At 67.9% G+C, this 16401-nt stretch carries 17 protein-coding genes and 1 tRNA gene; 10 read left to right on the forward strand and 8 right to left on the reverse strand.

What is annotated here, in order from left to right:
- The 3 genes from rutC to rutA are packed head-to-tail and all read right to left on the reverse strand — an operon-like array spanning position 1 to position 2330.
- The gene (gene rutC / locus M2282_RS27535) at positions 1–393 is read right to left on the reverse strand and encodes a pyrimidine utilization protein C (RefSeq protein ID WP_280811960.1); all 393 of its coding nucleotides are present in this window, start codon (positions 391–393) and stop codon (positions 1–3) included.
- Positions 394–415: 22 nt separating this feature from the next.
- Positions 416–1204, reverse strand: a complete 789-nt coding sequence (gene rutB / locus M2282_RS27540) for a pyrimidine utilization protein B (RefSeq protein WP_280811961.1) — start codon at positions 1202–1204, stop codon at positions 416–418.
- A 13-nt stretch (positions 1205–1217) separates the two neighbouring features.
- Complete coding sequence (gene rutA / locus M2282_RS27545; protein ID WP_280811962.1) at positions 1218–2330, reverse strand: pyrimidine utilization protein A; 1113 nt, start codon at positions 2328–2330, stop codon at positions 1218–1220.
- A 217-nt stretch (positions 2331–2547) separates the two neighbouring features.
- Here rutA and M2282_RS27550 point away from each other — a divergent pair, with 217 nt between their 5' ends.
- From M2282_RS27550 to M2282_RS27560, 3 genes are read left to right on the forward strand one after another with little or no spacing between them, the layout of a single operon-like run.
- The gene (locus M2282_RS27550) at positions 2548–3000 is read left to right on the forward strand and encodes a YybH family protein (protein ID WP_280811963.1); all 453 of its coding nucleotides are present in this window, start codon (positions 2548–2550) and stop codon (positions 2998–3000) included.
- 38 nt (positions 3001–3038) lie between these two features.
- Positions 3039–4061 carry a YheT family hydrolase gene (locus M2282_RS27555; RefSeq protein ID WP_280812026.1) on the forward strand — a complete coding sequence of 341 codons (1023 nt, stop codon included), beginning with the start codon at positions 3039–3041 and terminating at the stop codon, positions 4059–4061.
- 4 nt (positions 4062–4065) lie between these two features.
- The gene (locus M2282_RS27560; protein ID WP_280811964.1) at positions 4066–4629 is read left to right on the forward strand and encodes a DUF2946 family protein; all 564 of its coding nucleotides are present in this window, start codon (positions 4066–4068) and stop codon (positions 4627–4629) included.
- 70 nt (positions 4630–4699) lie between these two features.
- On the opposite strand, the gene M2282_RS27565 is transcribed toward M2282_RS27560, so the two are convergent.
- The 4 genes from M2282_RS27565 to M2282_RS27580 all read right to left on the reverse strand — a co-directional run bounded on the left by M2282_RS27565 (position 4700) and on the right by M2282_RS27580 (position 11365).
- Positions 4700–5341, reverse strand: a complete 642-nt coding sequence (locus M2282_RS27565) for a c-type cytochrome (protein ID WP_280811965.1) — start codon at positions 5339–5341, stop codon at positions 4700–4702.
- A gap of 118 nt (positions 5342–5459) precedes the next feature.
- Positions 5460–6881, reverse strand: a complete 1422-nt coding sequence (locus M2282_RS27570) for an efflux transporter outer membrane subunit (RefSeq protein WP_280811966.1) — start codon at positions 6879–6881, stop codon at positions 5460–5462.
- Positions 6874–10038, reverse strand: a complete 3165-nt coding sequence (locus tag M2282_RS27575; RefSeq protein ID WP_280811967.1) for an efflux RND transporter permease subunit — start codon at positions 10036–10038, stop codon at positions 6874–6876. Before M2282_RS27575 ends, M2282_RS27570 begins: the two co-directional genes overlap by 8 nt.
- 16 nt (positions 10039–10054) lie before the next feature.
- Positions 10055–11365, reverse strand: a complete 1311-nt coding sequence (locus tag M2282_RS27580; RefSeq protein ID WP_280811968.1) for an efflux RND transporter periplasmic adaptor subunit — start codon at positions 11363–11365, stop codon at positions 10055–10057.
- 180 nt (positions 11366–11545) lie between these two features.
- Between M2282_RS27580 and M2282_RS27585 the strand changes: the two genes are divergently transcribed.
- From M2282_RS27585 to M2282_RS27600, 4 genes are all read left to right on the forward strand, one after another.
- Positions 11546–12214, forward strand: coding sequence for a TetR family transcriptional regulator (locus tag M2282_RS27585; protein WP_280811969.1), 669 nt, complete (start codon positions 11546–11548; stop codon positions 12212–12214).
- 43 nt (positions 12215–12257) lie between these two features.
- Positions 12258–12332, forward strand: a tRNA-Arg gene (locus M2282_RS27590).
- Between the two features lie 119 nt (positions 12333–12451).
- Complete coding sequence (locus tag M2282_RS27595; RefSeq protein ID WP_280811970.1) at positions 12452–12673, forward strand: hypothetical protein; 222 nt, start codon at positions 12452–12454, stop codon at positions 12671–12673.
- Between the two features lie 79 nt (positions 12674–12752).
- Complete coding sequence (locus M2282_RS27600) at positions 12753–13481, forward strand: glutathione S-transferase (protein WP_280811971.1); 729 nt, start codon at positions 12753–12755, stop codon at positions 13479–13481.
- Here M2282_RS27600 and rsmI read toward each other — a convergent pair.
- Positions 13478–14434 (reverse strand): 16S rRNA (cytidine(1402)-2'-O)-methyltransferase, encoded by a 957-nt coding sequence (rsmI, locus tag M2282_RS27605; protein WP_280811972.1) that lies wholly within the window; start codon positions 14432–14434, stop codon positions 13478–13480. The genes M2282_RS27600 and rsmI overlap by 4 nt on opposite strands.
- 48 nt (positions 14435–14482) lie before the next feature.
- Here rsmI and M2282_RS27610 point away from each other — a divergent pair, with 48 nt between their 5' ends.
- From M2282_RS27610 to M2282_RS27620, 3 genes are all read left to right on the forward strand, one after another.
- Positions 14483–14857, forward strand: a complete 375-nt coding sequence (locus tag M2282_RS27610) for a YraN family protein (RefSeq protein WP_280811973.1) — start codon at positions 14483–14485, stop codon at positions 14855–14857.
- A gap of 87 nt (positions 14858–14944) precedes the next feature.
- Complete coding sequence (locus tag M2282_RS27615; protein WP_280811974.1) at positions 14945–15589, forward strand: SIS domain-containing protein; 645 nt, start codon at positions 14945–14947, stop codon at positions 15587–15589.
- Entirely contained in the window at positions 15586–16377 is a 792-nt protein-coding gene (locus M2282_RS27620; protein ID WP_280811975.1) for a BON domain-containing protein, read from the forward strand. Before M2282_RS27615 ends, M2282_RS27620 begins: the two co-directional genes overlap by 4 nt.
- Positions 16378–16401: the final 24 nt, after the last annotated feature.

Consider the following 16401-nt stretch of genomic DNA (forward strand, 5'->3'; position numbering starts at 1 on the left):
TCAGGCCTTCTTGCCGATGTGCGCGATCGAGGCGATCTCGATCAGCGCGTCGGGCTTCACCAGGCCGCACTGGATGCAGTAGCGCGCGGGCTTGGTGCCAGGAAAGAACTCGGCGTACACCGCATTGATCTTGGCGTAGTCGGCCCAGTCCTTGAGCATGATCTGGTTGAAGGTCACGTCGTCCATGGTGCCGCCTGCGGCCTCGACCACGCCCTGGATGGTGGTGAGCACATGCCGCGCTTGCGCGCTCGCGTCGCCGACGTGGACCACGTTGTTGTCCTTGTCGAAGGGCAGCGTGCCCGACACATAGAGAACGCCGTCGGCGAGCGTGCCCGGGACGTAGGGCGCGAGCGGCACGCCGGTGCCGGGAGGGATGATGGCTTGCTTGGGCATTCGGGAACTCCTTTGAAATGAATCAGGCAATGGCCGCTTCGGCCGTGGTGGGTTGAATGGCGAGTTGCGGTGCGAAGGTGCTGCAGAACTGGTCCACCGTGGAGACCCATCCGAAGAAGGTCTCGACGTTGTAGACAGAAGCTTTCTGGATGGCCGCGCCGCCGAGCTCGTGCGTGGCGTCTTCCAGCATCACGGCGAAATACTCGAGGTGGAACGCATCGCGCAGCGTCGACTCCACGCACACGTTGGTCGCAATGCCGGTGAACACCAGGTGGCGAATGCCGCGTGCGCGCAAGGTGCTGTCGAGCGTGCTGTTGAAGAAGCCGCTGTAGCGCGTCTTGGGCACGACGATGTCGCCGGCTTGCGGCTTCATCTCGGCAATGAGTTCATAGTCCCATCCGCCCTTGGCGAGGAACTGGCCGTGCAGTTCGGGCTTGGCGCGCATGGTCTTGAGTGCGTTCGACTTGTGCCAGTTGGGCGAGCCGGGGCCGCCTGCTTCCACATACGCCGCGTCCCAGCCGTTCTGCAAAAACACGACCAGCATGCCGGCCGCGCGCGCGGCCGCGATGGTGCGCGCGATGTTGGCGATGGTGCCTTGCGCGCCCGAGATGTCGAAGCCGGCCGAATCCACATAGCCACCGGCGGAGGCGTAGGCGTTCTGCATGTCGACGACGATGAGCGCGGAGTCGCTGGCATGCAGCGCGAGCGGTTCCGGGCGCGCAGGCAGCACGAGCGGTACGGGCGCACCGGGCAGGCGCGGCGCGCCGACGGGCGTGGTCGAGGTGAGCGTGGTGTTCCTGGGCGTGGTCATGCGCGTCTCCTCTTCAGGCCGCAAGGCGCTCGGGTTCGACCTGCGAAGGCACGGGGCTCTGCACGTGCGCGCGGCTTTTCATCAGCGGCTGGATGCGCTCGCCGAACGCTTCGACGCCTTGCACGAAATCGTCGAAGGTCAGCAGCACGCCTTCGGTGCCCGGCACCTCGGCCACTTCGTCGAGCAGGCGCGCAACGGTTTCGTAGGAGCCGACCAGCGTGCCCATGTTGATGTTCACTGCCGAAGTCGGGTCGGCCATCTGGCGCACGTTGGTGTCGGCGCCGGACTTGGTGTCGGCCGCGCCCTGCTGGCCGAGCCATGCGATGGCTTCGTGGTCGGCGCCGGCCTTGTAGTGCTCCCACTTGGCGCGCGCGGCTTCGTCGGTCTCGTCGGCGATCACCATCATCAGCACGTAGGTGGTGACGTGGCGGCCGGTCCTGGCGGTGGCTTCGATCAGCTTCTGGGCCGCGGGCGCGAAGGCCTTGGGTGTGTTCACGCCCTTGCCGAAGCAGAAGTTGTAGTCGGCGTACTTCGCGGAGAAGTCCATGCCCGAATCGCTCTGGCCGGCGCAGATCACCTTCATGTCGGCCTGCGGCCGCGGGCTCAGGCGGCAGTCGTCCATCTGGAAATGCGCGCCCTTGAAGTCGGACTGGCCCTTGCCCCAGAGGTCGCGCAACACCTGAATGTATTCGGAGAGGTATTCGTAGCGCGAGCCGAAGAACTGGTCGCCGGGCCACATGCCCATCTGCGAGTACTCGGGGCGCTGCCAGCCGGTAACCAGGTTCACGCCGAAGCGGCCACCGGAAATGGAGTCGATGGTCGAGGCCATCCGCGCGACGATGGCCGGCGGCATCACCAGCGAGGCCGCGGTGGCGAAGAGCTTGATCTTCGTGGTGACTGCGGCGAGCCCGGCCATGAGCGTGAAGGACTCGAGGTTGTGGTCCCAGAACTCGGTCTTGCCGCCGAAGCCGCGCAGCTTGATCATCGACAGCGCGAAGTCGACACCGTAGTGCTCGGCCTTCAGCGTGATCTCCTTGTTGAGCGCGAAACTGGGCTTGTACTGCGGCGCGTTCTCGGAAAGCAGCCAGCCGTTGTTGCCGATGGGAATGAAGATGCCGACGTTCATGCAGAGGCTCCTGTTGCGGTGTTGCAGAGCCCTATGCATGGCGCGTGCCAGTCGAATAAATCCTTTTATATCAATGAGTTACGGTTTTTTGATGTTCTGGTTTTGACCACTTGGTCCAAAGTGGAGCAGGCGAACCGCAAGAATTGCGATAACGCGGTGCAAGCCTCGCCAAACCGGTGCAGCGTCGGCGTCACGAACGGCGCGGCAGAATCACGCCATGCCCAAGACCCCACACCGCACCGCCGCGGCCATTGGCGGCACTGCCGACGACGTCGAGGCGGCCTTCTACGAAGCGCTGCAGCGCGGCGACATCGAAGCGTTGATGGCCTGCTGGGCCGACGAGGACGAGGTGTTCTGCGTGCACCCCGGCGGCCCGCGGCTGGTGGGCAGCATCGCGATCCGCGCCGCCTTCGAGCAGATGTTCTCCAATGGCGCGATCCACGCCATGCCGGCGCGGGTGCGCAAGATCGAGTCGCTCGCAAGCGCCGTGCACAACGTGCTCGAGCGCATCGAGGTGCTCACCGCCGAAGGCCCGCGCCATGCCTTCGTGCTGGCCACCAACGTCTATCACAAGACCGCGCAGGGCTGGCGCATGGTGGCGCACCATGCGAGCCCGGGCAGCGCGCGGGAGCCCGACGACGCGAACGATCCGCCCCAGACGCTGCATTGATGTCTTCTGCCGATTCTTCTTCGTCTCTTCGATCGTCGATGGACTACATGGCGCCGCGCTGGCTGCCCGGCGGCAACCTGCAGACCATCTGGGCCGCGCTCTATGCGCGCCGCTTCGACGGCACCGCGCCCGCGTACCGCCGCGAGCGCTGGAACGCGCCCGACGGGGATTTCATCGACGTCGATTTCATCGATGCGCCACTGCCGGGTCCGCGGCCGCTGCTGGTGTTGTTCCATGGGCTCGAGGGCTCCTCGCGCAGCCACTATGCGGAGGCCTTCGCAGCCTTCGCGGCCGAGCAGGGAATGGCCTTTGCTGTGCCGCATTTCCGCGGCTGCAGTGGCGAGTTGAACCTGGCGCCGCGTGCCTACCACTCGGGTGACTACGAAGAGATCGGCTGGATCCTGCGGCGCATGCACGAGCAGCACACGCTGCGTGGTGGCGGCCCGGTGCTGGCCGCGGGCGTCTCGCTCGGCGGCAATGCGCTGCTGCGCTGGGCCTGCGAGGCAGGCGACACGGCGCGCGAATCGGTCGCCGCGGTGGCCTCGGTCTGCGCGCCGCTCGACCTGGCCGCGGGCGGCGAGGCGATCGGCCGCGGCTTCAACAGGCTGGTCTACACGCGCATGTTCCTCGCGACCATGAAGCCCAAGGCGATGGCCAAGCTGGCGCAGTTCCCGGGCCTGTTCGACCGCGACCGGCTGCTGGCCGCGCGCGACCTCTACACCTTCGACGATGTGTTCACCGCGCCGCTGCACGGATTTCGCAATGCCGACGACTACTGGGCGCGGGGCTCGTCCAAACCGCACCTGAGCCAGATCCGCGTGCCCACGCTGGTGGTCAACGCGCTCAACGACCCGTTCATTCCGGCCCGCAGCCTCCCGGGGCCGGGCGAGGTCGGGCGGCATGTCACGCTGTGGCAGCCGGCGCACGGCGGGCACGTCGGCTTTCCGCTGGGACTGCCGCCGGGGCATGTGCGGGGAATGCCGGACCGCGTCGGCAGCTGGCTACAGGTGCATGGCGGCGCTTTGGCTGACGCCTCTGCGGCGCAACCGGCAGGAGAATGAATCCATGGACGACATCGTCAAACAGGCGCTCGCCAAATGGCCCAACGTGCCGCACTGCTATGGCTGGCTGGGCCTGGATGCGCGCGGCAACTGGTACATGCGCGACGACCGCACCCAGGCCGAGGGGCCTTTCCTGCAGGCCAAGGGCTCGATGCTGCGGCATGACAAGCTGATCGACTTCATCCATCGCAACTACGAGCACGACGACGAAGGGCAGTGGTTCTTCCAGAACGGGCCGCAGCGTGTGTACGTCGAGCTGGAGGCTGCGCCGCTGGTCTGGCGCGTGGCCGACGAGGGCAGCGGCAGATTCAGTGTGGCGGCCCATACCGGCCAGGCGGTCGATGTCTCAGGCTGCCTGCTTGACGAGGCCGGGCGGCTTTATCTGGTCGCGCCGATCGGGCTGGGGCTGGTGCACACACAGGACGTGGGCATCGCGGCCGAAGCCATCGAACAGGGGCTGTGGACGCCAGAGGCTGTGCAGGCCAGCGAGTTGCCGCAGCGCTTCGGCCATGTCATGAGCCCGGCGGAACGCCACGCCGGCAGCGCTGCGGCGCTATCGAAACAATAGTCGAAGGTGCGTGGATCGCCCACAAAAAAAGCCGGCGCTGGGCCGGCTTCGTCTTTTGGGGCAAAGGTGATTACTTGGCCGGTGCTGCAGCCGTCGAGGCTGCGGCAGCAGGTGCCAACGCGGCAGGCGCCGCACCCGAAGCAGCTTCTGCAGGTGCTGCCGCTGCCGGGCGCTCGGGCACCGGGAACTTGGCGCCGCCGGCATTGGCCATGTAGACCACCGCGCGGCCGATTTCGAGGTCTTCGAAGTCGCCGCCGCCCTGGGGAGGCATTGCGCCCTTGCCCTTGAGCGCGTGCTCGAGCAGCGTGGCGTAGCCCTGGCCGATGCGGGGGCCCCAGGCTGCTGCGTCGTTCAGGTGAGGGGCGCCCGGGATGCCCGGTGCGCCGTGGCAGGCCACGCACTGGGCCTTGAACACGGCCTCGCCAGCGGCAAGGGGGCGGTTGGCGTCGCGGATCTCGATGGCGCCGACCTTCTTGAGGCGTTCGGCCACTTCCCGGTCGCGCGCTTCCTTCGACACGCCGTAGAGCGCCATGTTCTCGCCTTCGGCGGTGCCCGCCGGCTTGGTGCCTGAGACCACATAGGCGACAAGGCCCACGATGATCAGGATGGGTGCGATGAAGGAGAAAAATACCGCGAGCAGCAGTTGCTTCGGGTTCTTGATCGGGCCTGTATGGGCTTCTTCTGTGGCCTGGTAGTGCGGGTCTGCGCTCATGGCGTCCTCAATAACGGGGGCTCGTCGGGGGGCGGCTTTTCTAGCTCAACCGACGATTATAGAGAGGCCCCTCGCCCCAGCGGGCGATTGGCCTCCCGATATCGGGCGCCGATGCGCCTCAACCCTTGTCGCGCGTTGCCCAGCCGCCACCCAGCGTCCTGTACAGCGTGACCTGGTTCTGCAGCTGCAGGAGCCTCGCATTGACCGCCAGCTGCTGCGCCGTGAACAGCGAACGCTGCGCATCGAGCAGGTCGAGCGCGCTGGCGATGCCGTTGCGGTAGCGCAGGTCGGAGAGCTTGAAGCGCACCGCTTCCGCAGTGGCCTGCGCGCGCTGCGCACGCACCTCTTCGCCCAGCGTGGCACGTCCGGCCAGCGCGTCCGCCACTTCGCGGAATGCGGTCTGGATCGACTTCTCGTACTGCGCGACCGCGATCTCGCGCCCGGCCTTCGACGATTGCAGCGTGGCCCAGTTGCGGCCCGCATCGAAGATCGGCAGCGTGACCGTGGGCGCGAACGACCAGGCCTTGGAGCCGCGGTCGAACAGGCCCGAGAACTCGGTGCTCGCGGTGCCGATGCCGCTGGTCAGCGACACGCGCGGGAAGAAGTTCGCGCGCGCCGCGCCGATGTTGGCGTTGGCCGCGATCAACTGCTGCTCGGCCGCGCGGATGTCGGGCCGCTCGATCAGCATGTCCGAGGGCAGGCCCGCGGGCACGTCGGGCATCGGCTGGATGCTGTCCAGCCCCTTGGTGCCGCCCGCCAGGGCGCTCGGCGGCACCGGCGCGCCCAGCAGCAGGGCGAGGGCGTTTTCGTCCTGCAGGCGTGCGCGCTGCTGCTGCGCGTAGGTGGCGCGGGCGCTTTCCGCGGCCGTGTTGGCAGCCTGGAAGTCGATTTCGGACGACACGCCGTTGTCGAAGCGCAGCTTGGCCAGGCGCACCGACTCTTCGCGCGTGACCATCGTCTGGCGCGTGATCTCGAGCAGTTCGTCGTCGGCGATCAGCGTGAGCCAGCCGGTGGCGACCGAGGCGATCAGGCTGATCTGCGCGGCCTTGCGCGATTCCTCGGTGGCGAGGTACCGCGCGAGCGCCTGGTCCTTCAGCGCGCGGATGCGGCCGAAGAAGTCGAGCTCCCAGGCCGTGAAGCCGAAGTTGACGCTGTACTGCGAGGCCACGCTGCCGGCACTGCTGTCGAAGGCCTGCAGCGAATTGGGGCTCGATCGCGAGCCCGAACCCGTGAGGCCGAGCGCCGGGAACAGCGCCGAGCGCTCGATCTGGAACTGCGCGCGCGCCTGTTCGATGTTGAGCACCGACACACGCAGGTCGCGGTTGTTGGCGATCGCGGTCTGGATCAGGCCCGCCAGGCGCGGGTCGGTGAAGAAGTCCTGCCACGGCAGGGCTGCCGCCGCCGGGCCTGCCGGTTGCGACGGGTCGCCCGGGAAGGTGGTCGGCACCGGCGCGGCGGGGCGTTCGTAGGTCGGGATCAGCGAGCAGCCGGCCAGCAGCATCGCTGCCGCCAGGGCCGTCGGAATCAGTTTCTTAGTCATGCTTGGGTTCCTCCACGATGCCGGCGGCTTCCGCATGCCGCTTGTCGGCTTCCCGCTGGCGCGCGCTGCCCTTGAACAGGCCGCGCACGACGACGAAGAACACCGGCACGAAAATCACGGCGAGAGCCGTACCGGTCACCATGCCGCCGAGCACGCCGGTGCCGATGGCGCGCTGGCTGGCCGAACCGGCGCCCGAGGCGATCACCAGCGGCACCACGCCCAGGCCGAAGGCCAGCGAGGTCATCACGATCGGGCGGAACCGCAGATGGGCCGCGGCCAGCGCCGACTCGACGATGCCCTTGCCCTGCGCCTGCAGGTCCTTGGCGAACTCGATGATCAGAATCGCGTTCTTCGCCGAGAGGCCGATGATCGTGATCAGCCCCACCTGGAAGTACACGTCGTTCGAATAGGCACGCAGCATGGTTGCCAGCAGCACGCCCAGCACACCGAGCGGCACCACCAGGATCACCGCCAGCGGGATCGACCAGCTCTCGTAGAGCGCGGCCAGGCACAGGAACACCGCCAGGATCGCGAAGCCGTACAGGATGATGGCCTGCGAACCCGCGAGCTTTTCTTCACGCGACTGGCCGGTCCATTCGAAGCCGAAGCCCTGCGGCAGCTGGGCTGCGAGCTTTTCCATCTCGGCCATCGCTGCGCCCGTGCTGAAGCCCGTCGCGGCGGAGCCGCTGATGCGGATCGCGGGGTAGCCGTTGTAGCGCACCGTCTGCGTGGCGCCGGTGACCCACTTGGTGGTCGCGAAGGCCGACAGCGGCACCGGCTGGCCCTGCGTGTTGCTGGCGTTCAGCCGCAGCAGGTCGTCCGGTTGCATGCGGGCCGGCGCATCGGCCTGCACCACCACGCGCTGGAGGCGGCCGCGGTTCGGGAAGTCGTTGATGTAGCTCGAACCCAGCCCCGTCGACAGCGTGGCATTGATCGCGTCGAAGGTCACGCCCAGGGCGCTGGCCTTGTCGCGGTCGATGTCGATCTGCAACTGCGGCGCGTCTTCCAGGCCGTCGGGGCGGACCTGCGACAGGATCTTGCTCTGCCCGGCCATGCCCAGCAGCTGGTTGCGCGCGTTGATCAGCGCCTCGTGGCCTGCGCCCGAGCGGTCCTGCAGGCGGAAGCTGAAGCCGCTGGCATTGCCCAGTTCGGGAATGGGCGGCGGGCTCAGCGGATAGATGAAGGCATCGCGGATGCCCGACAGCGCCCCGAAGGCACGGCCGGCCAGTGCGCTGGCCGAGTGGGCCGGGTCCTTGCGCTCTTCCCAGTCCTTCAGCGTCACGAAGGCGAGGCCCGCGTTCTGGCCCTGGCCCGAGAAGCTGAAGCCCATCACGCCCACCATGCTCTGCACTTCGGGCTGCTTCAGGATGAAGCCTTCGACCTGCTGCATGACCGCCAGCGCACGCTCCTGCGTCGCACCCGGGGGCAGTTGCACGTTCACGATGATGTTGCCCTGGTCTTCTTCCGGCAGGAACGAACTGGGCAGGTGCGTGTAGGTGTAGGCCACCGCGGCGACGATCGCCACGTAGATGATCAGGTAGCGCGCGGCGCGGCGCAGGATGCGCGCGACGATGCTTTCATAGCCCTTGGCCGTGCGCGAGAAACCGCGGTTGAACCAGCCGAAGAAGCCGCGCTTCTCGTGGTGGTGGCCGGCTTCCACGGGCTTGAGCAACGTGGCGCACAGCGCCGGCGTGAGCGACAGCGCCATGAAGGCCGAGAAGGCGATCGAGGTCACCATCACCGCCGAGAACTGGCGGTAGATGTTGCCGGTCGAGCCCGCGAAGAACGCGAGCGGCACGAACACCGAGATCAGCACCACCGTCACGCCGATGATGGCGCCGGAGATCTGCTTCATGGCCTTGCGCGTGGCTTCGAGCGGCGAGAGCCCCTCCTCGCTCATGATGCGCTCGACGTTCTCGACCACCACGATGGCATCGTCCACCACGATGCCGATCACCAGCACCATGCCGAACATCGTCAGCACGTTGATCGAGAAGCCCAGCGCGAGCAGGGACGCGAAGGTGCCCAGCAGCGCGATCGGCACCACGATGGTCGGGATGATCGTGTAGCGCCAGTTCTGCAGGAACAGGAACATCACCACGAACACCAGCGCCACGGCTTCCAGCAGCGTCTTGACCACTTCGGTGATCGAGATCTGCACGAATCGCGAGCTGTCGTACGGAATGTTCCACTTCACGCCGGGCGGGAAGAAGCGTTCGAGCTCGGTCATCTTGGCGCGGATCGCCTTGGCCGATTGCAGCGCGTTGCCGTTGGGCGTCGGCTGGACGCCGATACCGACAGCGGGCACGCCGTTCAGGCGTGCCGAGGTGGCGTACGACTGGCCGCCGAGCTCGACGCGCGCGACGTCCTTCAGCCGCACGGTCGAGCCGTCGGTGTTGGCGCGCAGCACGATGTTCTTGAACTGCTCCACGTTGGCGAGCTGCCCGTTCACCACCACGGTGGCCGCGATGGCCTGGCCGGGGATGTTGGGCAGGTCGCCGATGGAGCCGGAGGACACCTGGGCGTTCTGCGCGCGGATCGCGTTGTTCACGTCGGTGGCCGACAGGTTGAAGCCCTGCAGCTTGGCCGGATCGACCCACACGCGCATCGCGTTTTCGGTGCCGAACAGCTGGGCCTGGCCCACGCCGACGACACGCTGCAGCTCGGGCACGATGTTGCGCGAGGCGTAGTCGCCGAGCGCCACCGGGTCGAAGGCCGGGTTGTCCGAGGACAGCATCGCGAACAGCAGGAAGTTGTTGCGCGACTTGTCCACGCGCACGCCCTGCTGCGTCACGGCCGCCGGCAGGCGGGGCGTGGCGCGGGAGAGGCGGTTCTGCACGTCCACTTGCGCGAGGTCGTCGTTGGTGCCGGCCTCGAAGCTGATCGTGATGGAGCCGGTGCCGTCGGCCTGGGCCACCGATTCCATGTAGATCAGGCCCGGCGAGCCGTTCATCTCGCGCTCGATGACGGACAGCACGCTGTCCTCGAGCGTCTGGGCCGAGGCGCCCGGATAGGCGACGTTGATCACGATGGCCGGAGGGGCCACCGGCGGGTATTGCGAGATCGGCAGCTGGGTGATTGCCACGCCGCCCATCACGAGGACGAACAGCGCGATCACCCAGGCAAAGATCGGGCGGTCGATAAAGAATTTGGCCATGCGGGCGCGCTCCTGATTACTTCTTTTCGGCCGGGGCCGCTGCGGGCGCGGCGGCCGATGCAGCAGCAGCCGGCGCGGCTGCGGGGGCGGCGCCAGGAGCGACAGCCGCGGGCGCGGGTGCTGCGTTCGGGTCCGGCTTCTTCCAGGGCACGGCCTTCACGGGCGTTCCGGGCGGCATCATCTGCAGCTTCTGGAAGCCGTCGACCATCACCTGTTCGCCGGCCTTCAGGCCGTCGAGCACCACCCACTGGTTGTCCTTGGCGGCGCTGATCTTCACGGTGCGCTTGCTGATCTTGTCGTCGGCGCTCACCACCGAGACGGTGTCGCCCTGCTGGGTGCGGGTGACCGCCTGCTGCGGCAGCGTGATCGCGTTGGTGGCCTGGGCCTGCTCGAGCTTCACGCGCACATAGAGACCTGGAAGCAGCTCGCCCTTGGGGTTGGGCACTTCGGCGCGAAGCGTGACCTGGCCGGTGGTCGAATCGACCGTGAGGTCGGAGAACAGCAGCTTGCCGGGCAGGGGATAGTCGCTGCCGTCTTCGAGCACGACGTTCACGCTGGCGGCCTCTTCGCCGTTGGCGCGCTTGTACTGGCCGGCGGCCAGCGCGCGGCGCAGCTTCAGCACATCGGAGGCCGACTGCGTGAAGTTCACGTACACCGGGTTGATCTGTTGCACCACGGCCAGCTCGGTGGCGTCGCCCTGGCCCACCAGTGCGCCTTCGGTCACGAGGGCGCGGCCGATGCGGCCTGCGATGGGCGAGGTCACGTCGGCATAGCCGAGGTTGATCTTGGCGGTCGTCACTGCGGCGCGGCCCGAGGCCACGTCGGCTTCGGCCGTCTTCTGCGAGGCGACGGCGTTCGCGTATTCCTGTTTGCTCACCGCATTGGCTTCGACCAGCGGCTTGTAGCGGTCGGCCAGCGCCTTGGCCTGCACGGCATTGGCTTCGGCGCGGGCCAGCGTGGCCTGTGCATTCTGCGAAGCGGCCACCAGCGGTGCCGGGTCGATGCGGAACAGCAACTGTCCGGCCTTCACGTCGCTGCCTTCGCGGAACTCGCGCTTGAGCAGGATGCCCGAGGCGCGGGCGCGGACCTGTGCGATGCGCGAGGCCTCCAGGCGCCCCGGCAGTTCGGTCACGAGGCCGACGTCGGTCGGCGTGGCGACGACGACGCCCACTTCGGGGGCGGGCGGATGGCCGCCGCCGCCCGCGCCGCCTGGACCGGCGGGTGCATCGCCCTTGCCGCAGCCCGCGAGGACCAACAGGACAACGGCGGCCACGGTCGCGAGACGCGGCGAAAAGGACGATGGGCGCGAGACATGCAGGAGAGGCATGCGATTCCTTTGAAGCGAAGACGGGAGATGGCGTGTTCGCGGTGCGAACAGCAAGACAGCATAAACAGTCGGGCCATCGGGGAAGCCCGGTAGTTTACATACATTCATGGATGTATATTGGCCACATTCAATGGCCCCACGATGCACAAGGGGCGTTCACTTTACAAATCAGGAGACTTGGTGGCACGTCGTACGAAGGAAGAGGCATTGGCCACGCGGAATCGGTTGCTCGACGCCGCGGAGCTGCTGTTTCAGGCGCAAGGCGTTTCGCAGACTTCGCTGCAGCAGATCGCGCAGCAGGCCGGCGCGACGCGCGGCGCGATCTACTGGCACTTCAAGGACAAGGCCGACCTCTTCAACGCAATGATGGAGCGCGTCATCCTGCCGCTGGAGGCCGGGCCCAACCGCCAGGCTGCCGCTGCCGGCGACGATCCCCTGGTCGAGATCGAAGAGGGCATGGTCCACGCGCTCACCCTCATGACCACCGACCCCCAAGTGCGCCGCGTGTTCGACGTGGCCACCCACAAGGTCGAATACACGCACGACATGGCCTCGGTGCAGCAGCGCCACCTCGATGCGCGCAACGCCTGTGTGGTCGATTTCGAAAAAGCCCTGCGCCTGGGCGCTCGCCGCGCGGGCATCAAGCTGCCGGTGCCTGGCCATGTCGCGGCGCAGGGCATGCATGCGCTGATCAGCGGCCTCATCCAGAACTGGCTGCTCGACCCCGAGGCCTTCGACCTGGTGCTGACCGGCCGGCGCACCTTTCGCGTCTATCTGGCGGGGCTCGGTTTCGAGCGGCCGGCGGCCGGAGCGACGGCCGTGAACGAAGCCGAAACGGCCGTTGCCTGATAGGCGATAATCTGCGGCTCCGGTCAATTCCGGAGCCTGTCCTCTCGCTGTATTTCAACGGATAGAATTCGGCCCTCCGAAGGCTGAGATCCAGGTTCGATTCCTGGCGGCGGGACCAAATACAAGACCGGAAGCCTCCCAAGGGCTTCCGGTTTTTTTCTTTCTCCTCCGACTTTCTCCCCGTGACCATTCACCGCGCGCTGGCGTTGCCACCGTGCACATGCAAGATTTCCACCCATGACGGAGTTGACTGATCTGGACGAGGCCAGCCTGGCAGAACATGCCGCGGAGTGGCGCAGGCGCGCCTTGCGCGGCGAAAAGCAGGCACGCGGCATCGCGCACGCCCTTGAAACCGAGATGCGCCGCCGCTCCGGCGACACGGTCACCCAGAACGTCGACCTCGACACCCGTCCGCAGGCGCTGCGCCTCGCGCCGCGGCCATGGTGGAAATTCTGGTGAGCGTTCCGCAACATCGCGCATAGGCGAGCCGATGGCCGGTTAGGTTGCAGGGTTCCACAGACCCTGACACCATGGCCGCATGCCTTACCAACTCCATTACTGGCCCACGATCCAGGGCCGCGGTGAATTCGTGCGCCTCGCGCTCGAGGCGGCCGGCGCCGACTATGTCGACGTGGCGCGGTTGCCCGAGTCGGAGGGCGGCGGCGGATCCGCGCTGGGCCAGCGGCTCGGCGATCCCGACAATCCGCGTGCCGCCTTTGCACCGCCCTTCCTCGTCGACGGCGATGTGGTGGTCGGCCAGACCGCCGCGATCCTGCTGTACCTCGGCCCGCGGCTCGGGCTTTCGGGTGTGGGTGAATCCGACGGACTGTGGACACACCAGTTGCAGCTCACCATCGCCGACGCGGTGGCCGAGGCGCACGACACGCACCATCCGATCTCGACCGGCGCCTACTACGAAGACCAGCGCGATGCCGCCGTGCAGCGTGCGCGCGCCTTCCGCGAAGAGCGCATCCCCAAGTTTCTGAACTGGTTCGAGCAGGTGCTGCAGCGCAACCCCGCAGGCGACCTGCATCTGGTCGGCGATGTGCTGACCTATGCCGATCTCTCGCTATTCCAGCTGGTGGACGGCCTGTACTACGCATTCCCGAAAGCCACCGCCCGGGCGCTGGCCCGCACGCCGGCCGTCGAGAAGCTGCATGCCAACATCAAGCGCCGCCAGCGCGTGCACGAGTACCTGCAGAGCCCGCGCCGCATCGCTTTCAACGAGGACGGGATCTTCAGGCGCTATGCGGAGCTGGACGGTTAGTCGCCCGCCTCGTCGTCGCCGTCATTGCGAATACGCAGCGCCGTCTCGTACAGCGCATTGCGCGGCGAGCCGCTGATCTCGGCGGCCAGCTTCACCGCGGTCTTCACCGGCAGCTCGGCCAGCAGCAGGCGCAGCACGCGCTCGCCTTCCGCGCCGTCGTCGCCGCTCACTGCGACCGGATGCAGCACCAGCGCGAACTCGCCGCGGATGCGGTCGCGGTCCGCGCCGAACCAGTCGGGCAGGGCGCTGGCCGCGACCGTCGCGATCTCCTCGAACTGCTTGGTGAGCTCGCGGCCCACGGTGATGGGGCGTTCGCCCAGCACGGCGAGCGCACGCGCCAGGCTTTCGATACGGTGCGGCGCCTCCAGCAGCACCACGGCGCGCGGTTCCTGCGAGAGCGCCTGCACGGCGGTGTCGCGCTCGCCCGCCTTGCTCGGCAGGAAGCCCGCGAAGACGAAGGCGCTGCTTGCGTTGCCATCCGCGCCGTCCGCCACGAGCCCGGCCGCACCGATCAGCGTGGTGACGCTGCTCGCACCCGGCAGCGGCAGCACGCGCTGGCCCGCCGCGCGCACCGCAGCGACGAGTCGCGCGCCGGGGTCGCTCACGCCGGGCGTGCCGGCGTCGCTCACGTAGGCGATGCGCTCGCCCTGCGCGAGCCGCGCCACCACGGCCTGTGCGGCCTCGGCTTCGTTGTGCTGGTGCACCGCCAGCAGCCGGGCGCCGGGGCGGTCGATGCCGTAGGCGCGCAGCAGGCTCTGGGTGTGGCGCGTGTCCTCGCAGGCGATCACGTCGACCAGCTGCAGCACATGCAGCGCGCGCAGCGTGATGTCGGCCAGGTTGCCGATCGGCGTGGCGACCACGTAGAGGGTGCCCTGCGGATAATGCTGCCCACCCGCGGCGTCGTGCGCGGCCGCGAGGGCGGCGCCGAAAGAAGCAGGTGCGAGTGAAGCCAAGGGGTTTCTCCGTGAGAGCGAACGACAAAAAGAAAACGGCAGGGAGCCATGAAGACCACCACAACCAAGCGCCGCGGCGATGCGGCGGAAGACGCCGCGCTCGAGCACCTGCAGGACGCCGGCCTCGTGCTGGTCGCGCGCAATTATCGAACGCCCGGCCGCGGCGGCGGAGAGATCGACCTGATCATGCGCGATCCGCGCGATCCCGGCGGCGGCACGCTGGTGTTCGTCGAGGTGCGCCAGCGCAGCGCCGGCACGCATGGCGGCGCGGGCGGCAGCATCACCGGGCTGAAGCAGCGGCGCATCGTGTTCGCCGCGCAGCATTACCTCGCCCGGCTGCGCACGCTGCCGCCGTGCCGCTTCGATGTGGTGCTGGTCGAGGAGAAAATCACCTGGCTCAAGGCCGCTTTCGATGCGGGCTGATGCCATCCATCGCGGGAACCGAAGCCCCGGCTGACAGCTCCACACACGAACGTCTTGTTTCACGACCCCCAGTTATCATCCCGCCCCATGCTCGAGCAACGTATCCAGCAGCACTTCATCGACAGTGCCGACCTCAAATACCAGACCGGACCGGTCCTCAGCAAACCCATCTCTCAAGCGATGCAGGCCATCCTGGCCTGCGTGACCAGCGGCGGCAAGGTGCTGGCCTGCGGTGCGGGCGTCTCGGGCCTGCTGGCCACCCAGTTCGCTGCGCACTTCGTCGGCCGCTTCGAGCGCGAGCGCCCCGAGCTGGGCGCCATCGCACTGCCCGGCGACGCCACCGACCCGAATGCCGACAGCGCCAATGCCGTCGATGCCGACCGCTTCGCCCGCCAGGTGCGCGCGCTGGGCCAGGCCGGCGACGTGCTGCTCGCACTGAGCGCCAGCGGACAGTCCGCGGCAGTGCTTGCCGCCGTGCTGGCGGCCCATGAGCGCGACATGACGGTGGTCGCCCTGCTCGGCAACGCCGTGTCGGGCCCGCCCGCGGCGCCCGGCGGGGGCAGCAGCGGCACCGGCGGCGTCATCGGCCGCGCGCTGCGCGAAACCGACGTCCAGATCAGCGTGCCGCACGAGCGTGCGGCGCGCATCCATGAAGTCCACCTGCTCGCGCTGCATTGCCTGTGCGACGGCGTGGATGCCCAGTTACTCGGAGAACAGGAAGCTTCCTCATGACCATGAAGACCACACCGCCCCAGCGTCTTGCCCTTGCACTCACCCTGGGTGCCGCCCTGGTCGCGGGCCTTTCCGCCTGCGTGCCCCTCGTGGTGGGCGGTGCCGCGGTCGTGGGCGTGGGCATGGTGGCAACCGACCGCCGCAGCTCCGGTGCCCAGCTCGACGACCAGGGCATCGAACTGCGTGCCGCCGCCCGCGTGCGCGACATCGCCAACGACCAGATGTACGTAAGCGTCACCAGCTTCAACCGCCAGGTGCTGCTGACCGGCGCGGTGGGCAACGAGGCCGACCGCCGACGCGTCGAGGACGAGGTGAGCCGCATCACCAACGTGCGTTCCGTGGTGAACGAGCTCACGCTCGGCGCGCCCAGCACCTTCCAGGACCGCTCGAACGATCTCTACATCACCGGCAAGGTGAAGGCGTCGCTGCTCGACGCGAAGGACATCTTCGCCAATTCGTTCAAGGTGGTGACCGAGCGCGGCGTGGTCTACCTGATGGGCATCGCCACGCGGCGCGAGACCGATCGCGCGACCGACATCACGCGCGGCGTGGGCGGTGTGATGAAGGTGGTGCGCGTGGTCGAGGTGGTGAGCGAGGCCGATCTCGCTGCGAGCCAGGCGGCGAACCAGGCTGCGGCCCAGCGCGGCGGCACGGGCCCTGCACCGGTGAGCAACGCAACGCCCTCGTCGCCTGCTTCGCCCTCGGGCTCGCGTGTGCCGCTGCCGCCGATGGAGCCGCTGCCCGCACCGGGGCAGCCCGGCAGCGTGACAACGTCGCCGGTGCGCTGATCGAAGAGGCCCGCTCAGCGGGCC

It is taken from the genome of Variovorax boronicumulans (assembly GCF_029892485.1).
Lineage (GTDB): Bacteria > Pseudomonadota > Gammaproteobacteria > Burkholderiales > Burkholderiaceae_C > Variovorax > Variovorax boronicumulans_B.

What these genes read in the sequence shown, in the direction of transcription:
- rutC (WP_280811960.1), bottom strand. Translation starts at nt 393, where the DNA reads ATGCCCAAGCAAGCCATCATCCCTCCCGGCACCGGCGTGCCGCTCGCG.
- rutB (WP_280811961.1), bottom strand. Translation starts at nt 1,204, where the DNA reads ATGACCACGCCCAGGAACACCACGCTCACCTCGACCACGCCCGTCGGC.
- rutA (WP_280811962.1), bottom strand. Translation starts at nt 2,330, where the DNA reads ATGAACGTCGGCATCTTCATTCCCATCGGCAACAACGGCTGGCTGCTT.
- M2282_RS27550 (WP_280811963.1), top strand. Translation starts at nt 2,548, where the DNA reads ATGCCCAAGACCCCACACCGCACCGCCGCGGCCATTGGCGGCACTGCC.
- M2282_RS27555 (WP_280812026.1), top strand. Translation starts at nt 3,039, where the DNA reads ATGGACTACATGGCGCCGCGCTGGCTGCCCGGCGGCAACCTGCAGACC.
- M2282_RS27560 (WP_280811964.1), top strand. Translation starts at nt 4,066, where the DNA reads ATGGACGACATCGTCAAACAGGCGCTCGCCAAATGGCCCAACGTGCCG.
- M2282_RS27565 (WP_280811965.1), bottom strand. Translation starts at nt 5,341, where the DNA reads ATGAGCGCAGACCCGCACTACCAGGCCACAGAAGAAGCCCATACAGGC.
- M2282_RS27570 (WP_280811966.1), bottom strand. Translation starts at nt 6,881, where the DNA reads ATGACTAAGAAACTGATTCCGACGGCCCTGGCGGCAGCGATGCTGCTG.
- M2282_RS27575 (WP_280811967.1), bottom strand. Translation starts at nt 10,038, where the DNA reads ATGGCCAAATTCTTTATCGACCGCCCGATCTTTGCCTGGGTGATCGCG.
- M2282_RS27580 (WP_280811968.1), bottom strand. Translation starts at nt 11,365, where the DNA reads ATGCCTCTCCTGCATGTCTCGCGCCCATCGTCCTTTTCGCCGCGTCTC.
- M2282_RS27595 (WP_280811970.1), top strand. Translation starts at nt 12,452, where the DNA reads ATGACGGAGTTGACTGATCTGGACGAGGCCAGCCTGGCAGAACATGCC.
- M2282_RS27600 (WP_280811971.1), top strand. Translation starts at nt 12,753, where the DNA reads ATGCCTTACCAACTCCATTACTGGCCCACGATCCAGGGCCGCGGTGAA.
- M2282_RS27610 (WP_280811973.1), top strand. Translation starts at nt 14,483, where the DNA reads ATGAAGACCACCACAACCAAGCGCCGCGGCGATGCGGCGGAAGACGCC.
- M2282_RS27615 (WP_280811974.1), top strand. Translation starts at nt 14,945, where the DNA reads ATGCTCGAGCAACGTATCCAGCAGCACTTCATCGACAGTGCCGACCTC.
- M2282_RS27620 (WP_280811975.1), top strand. Translation starts at nt 15,586, where the DNA reads ATGACCATGAAGACCACACCGCCCCAGCGTCTTGCCCTTGCACTCACC.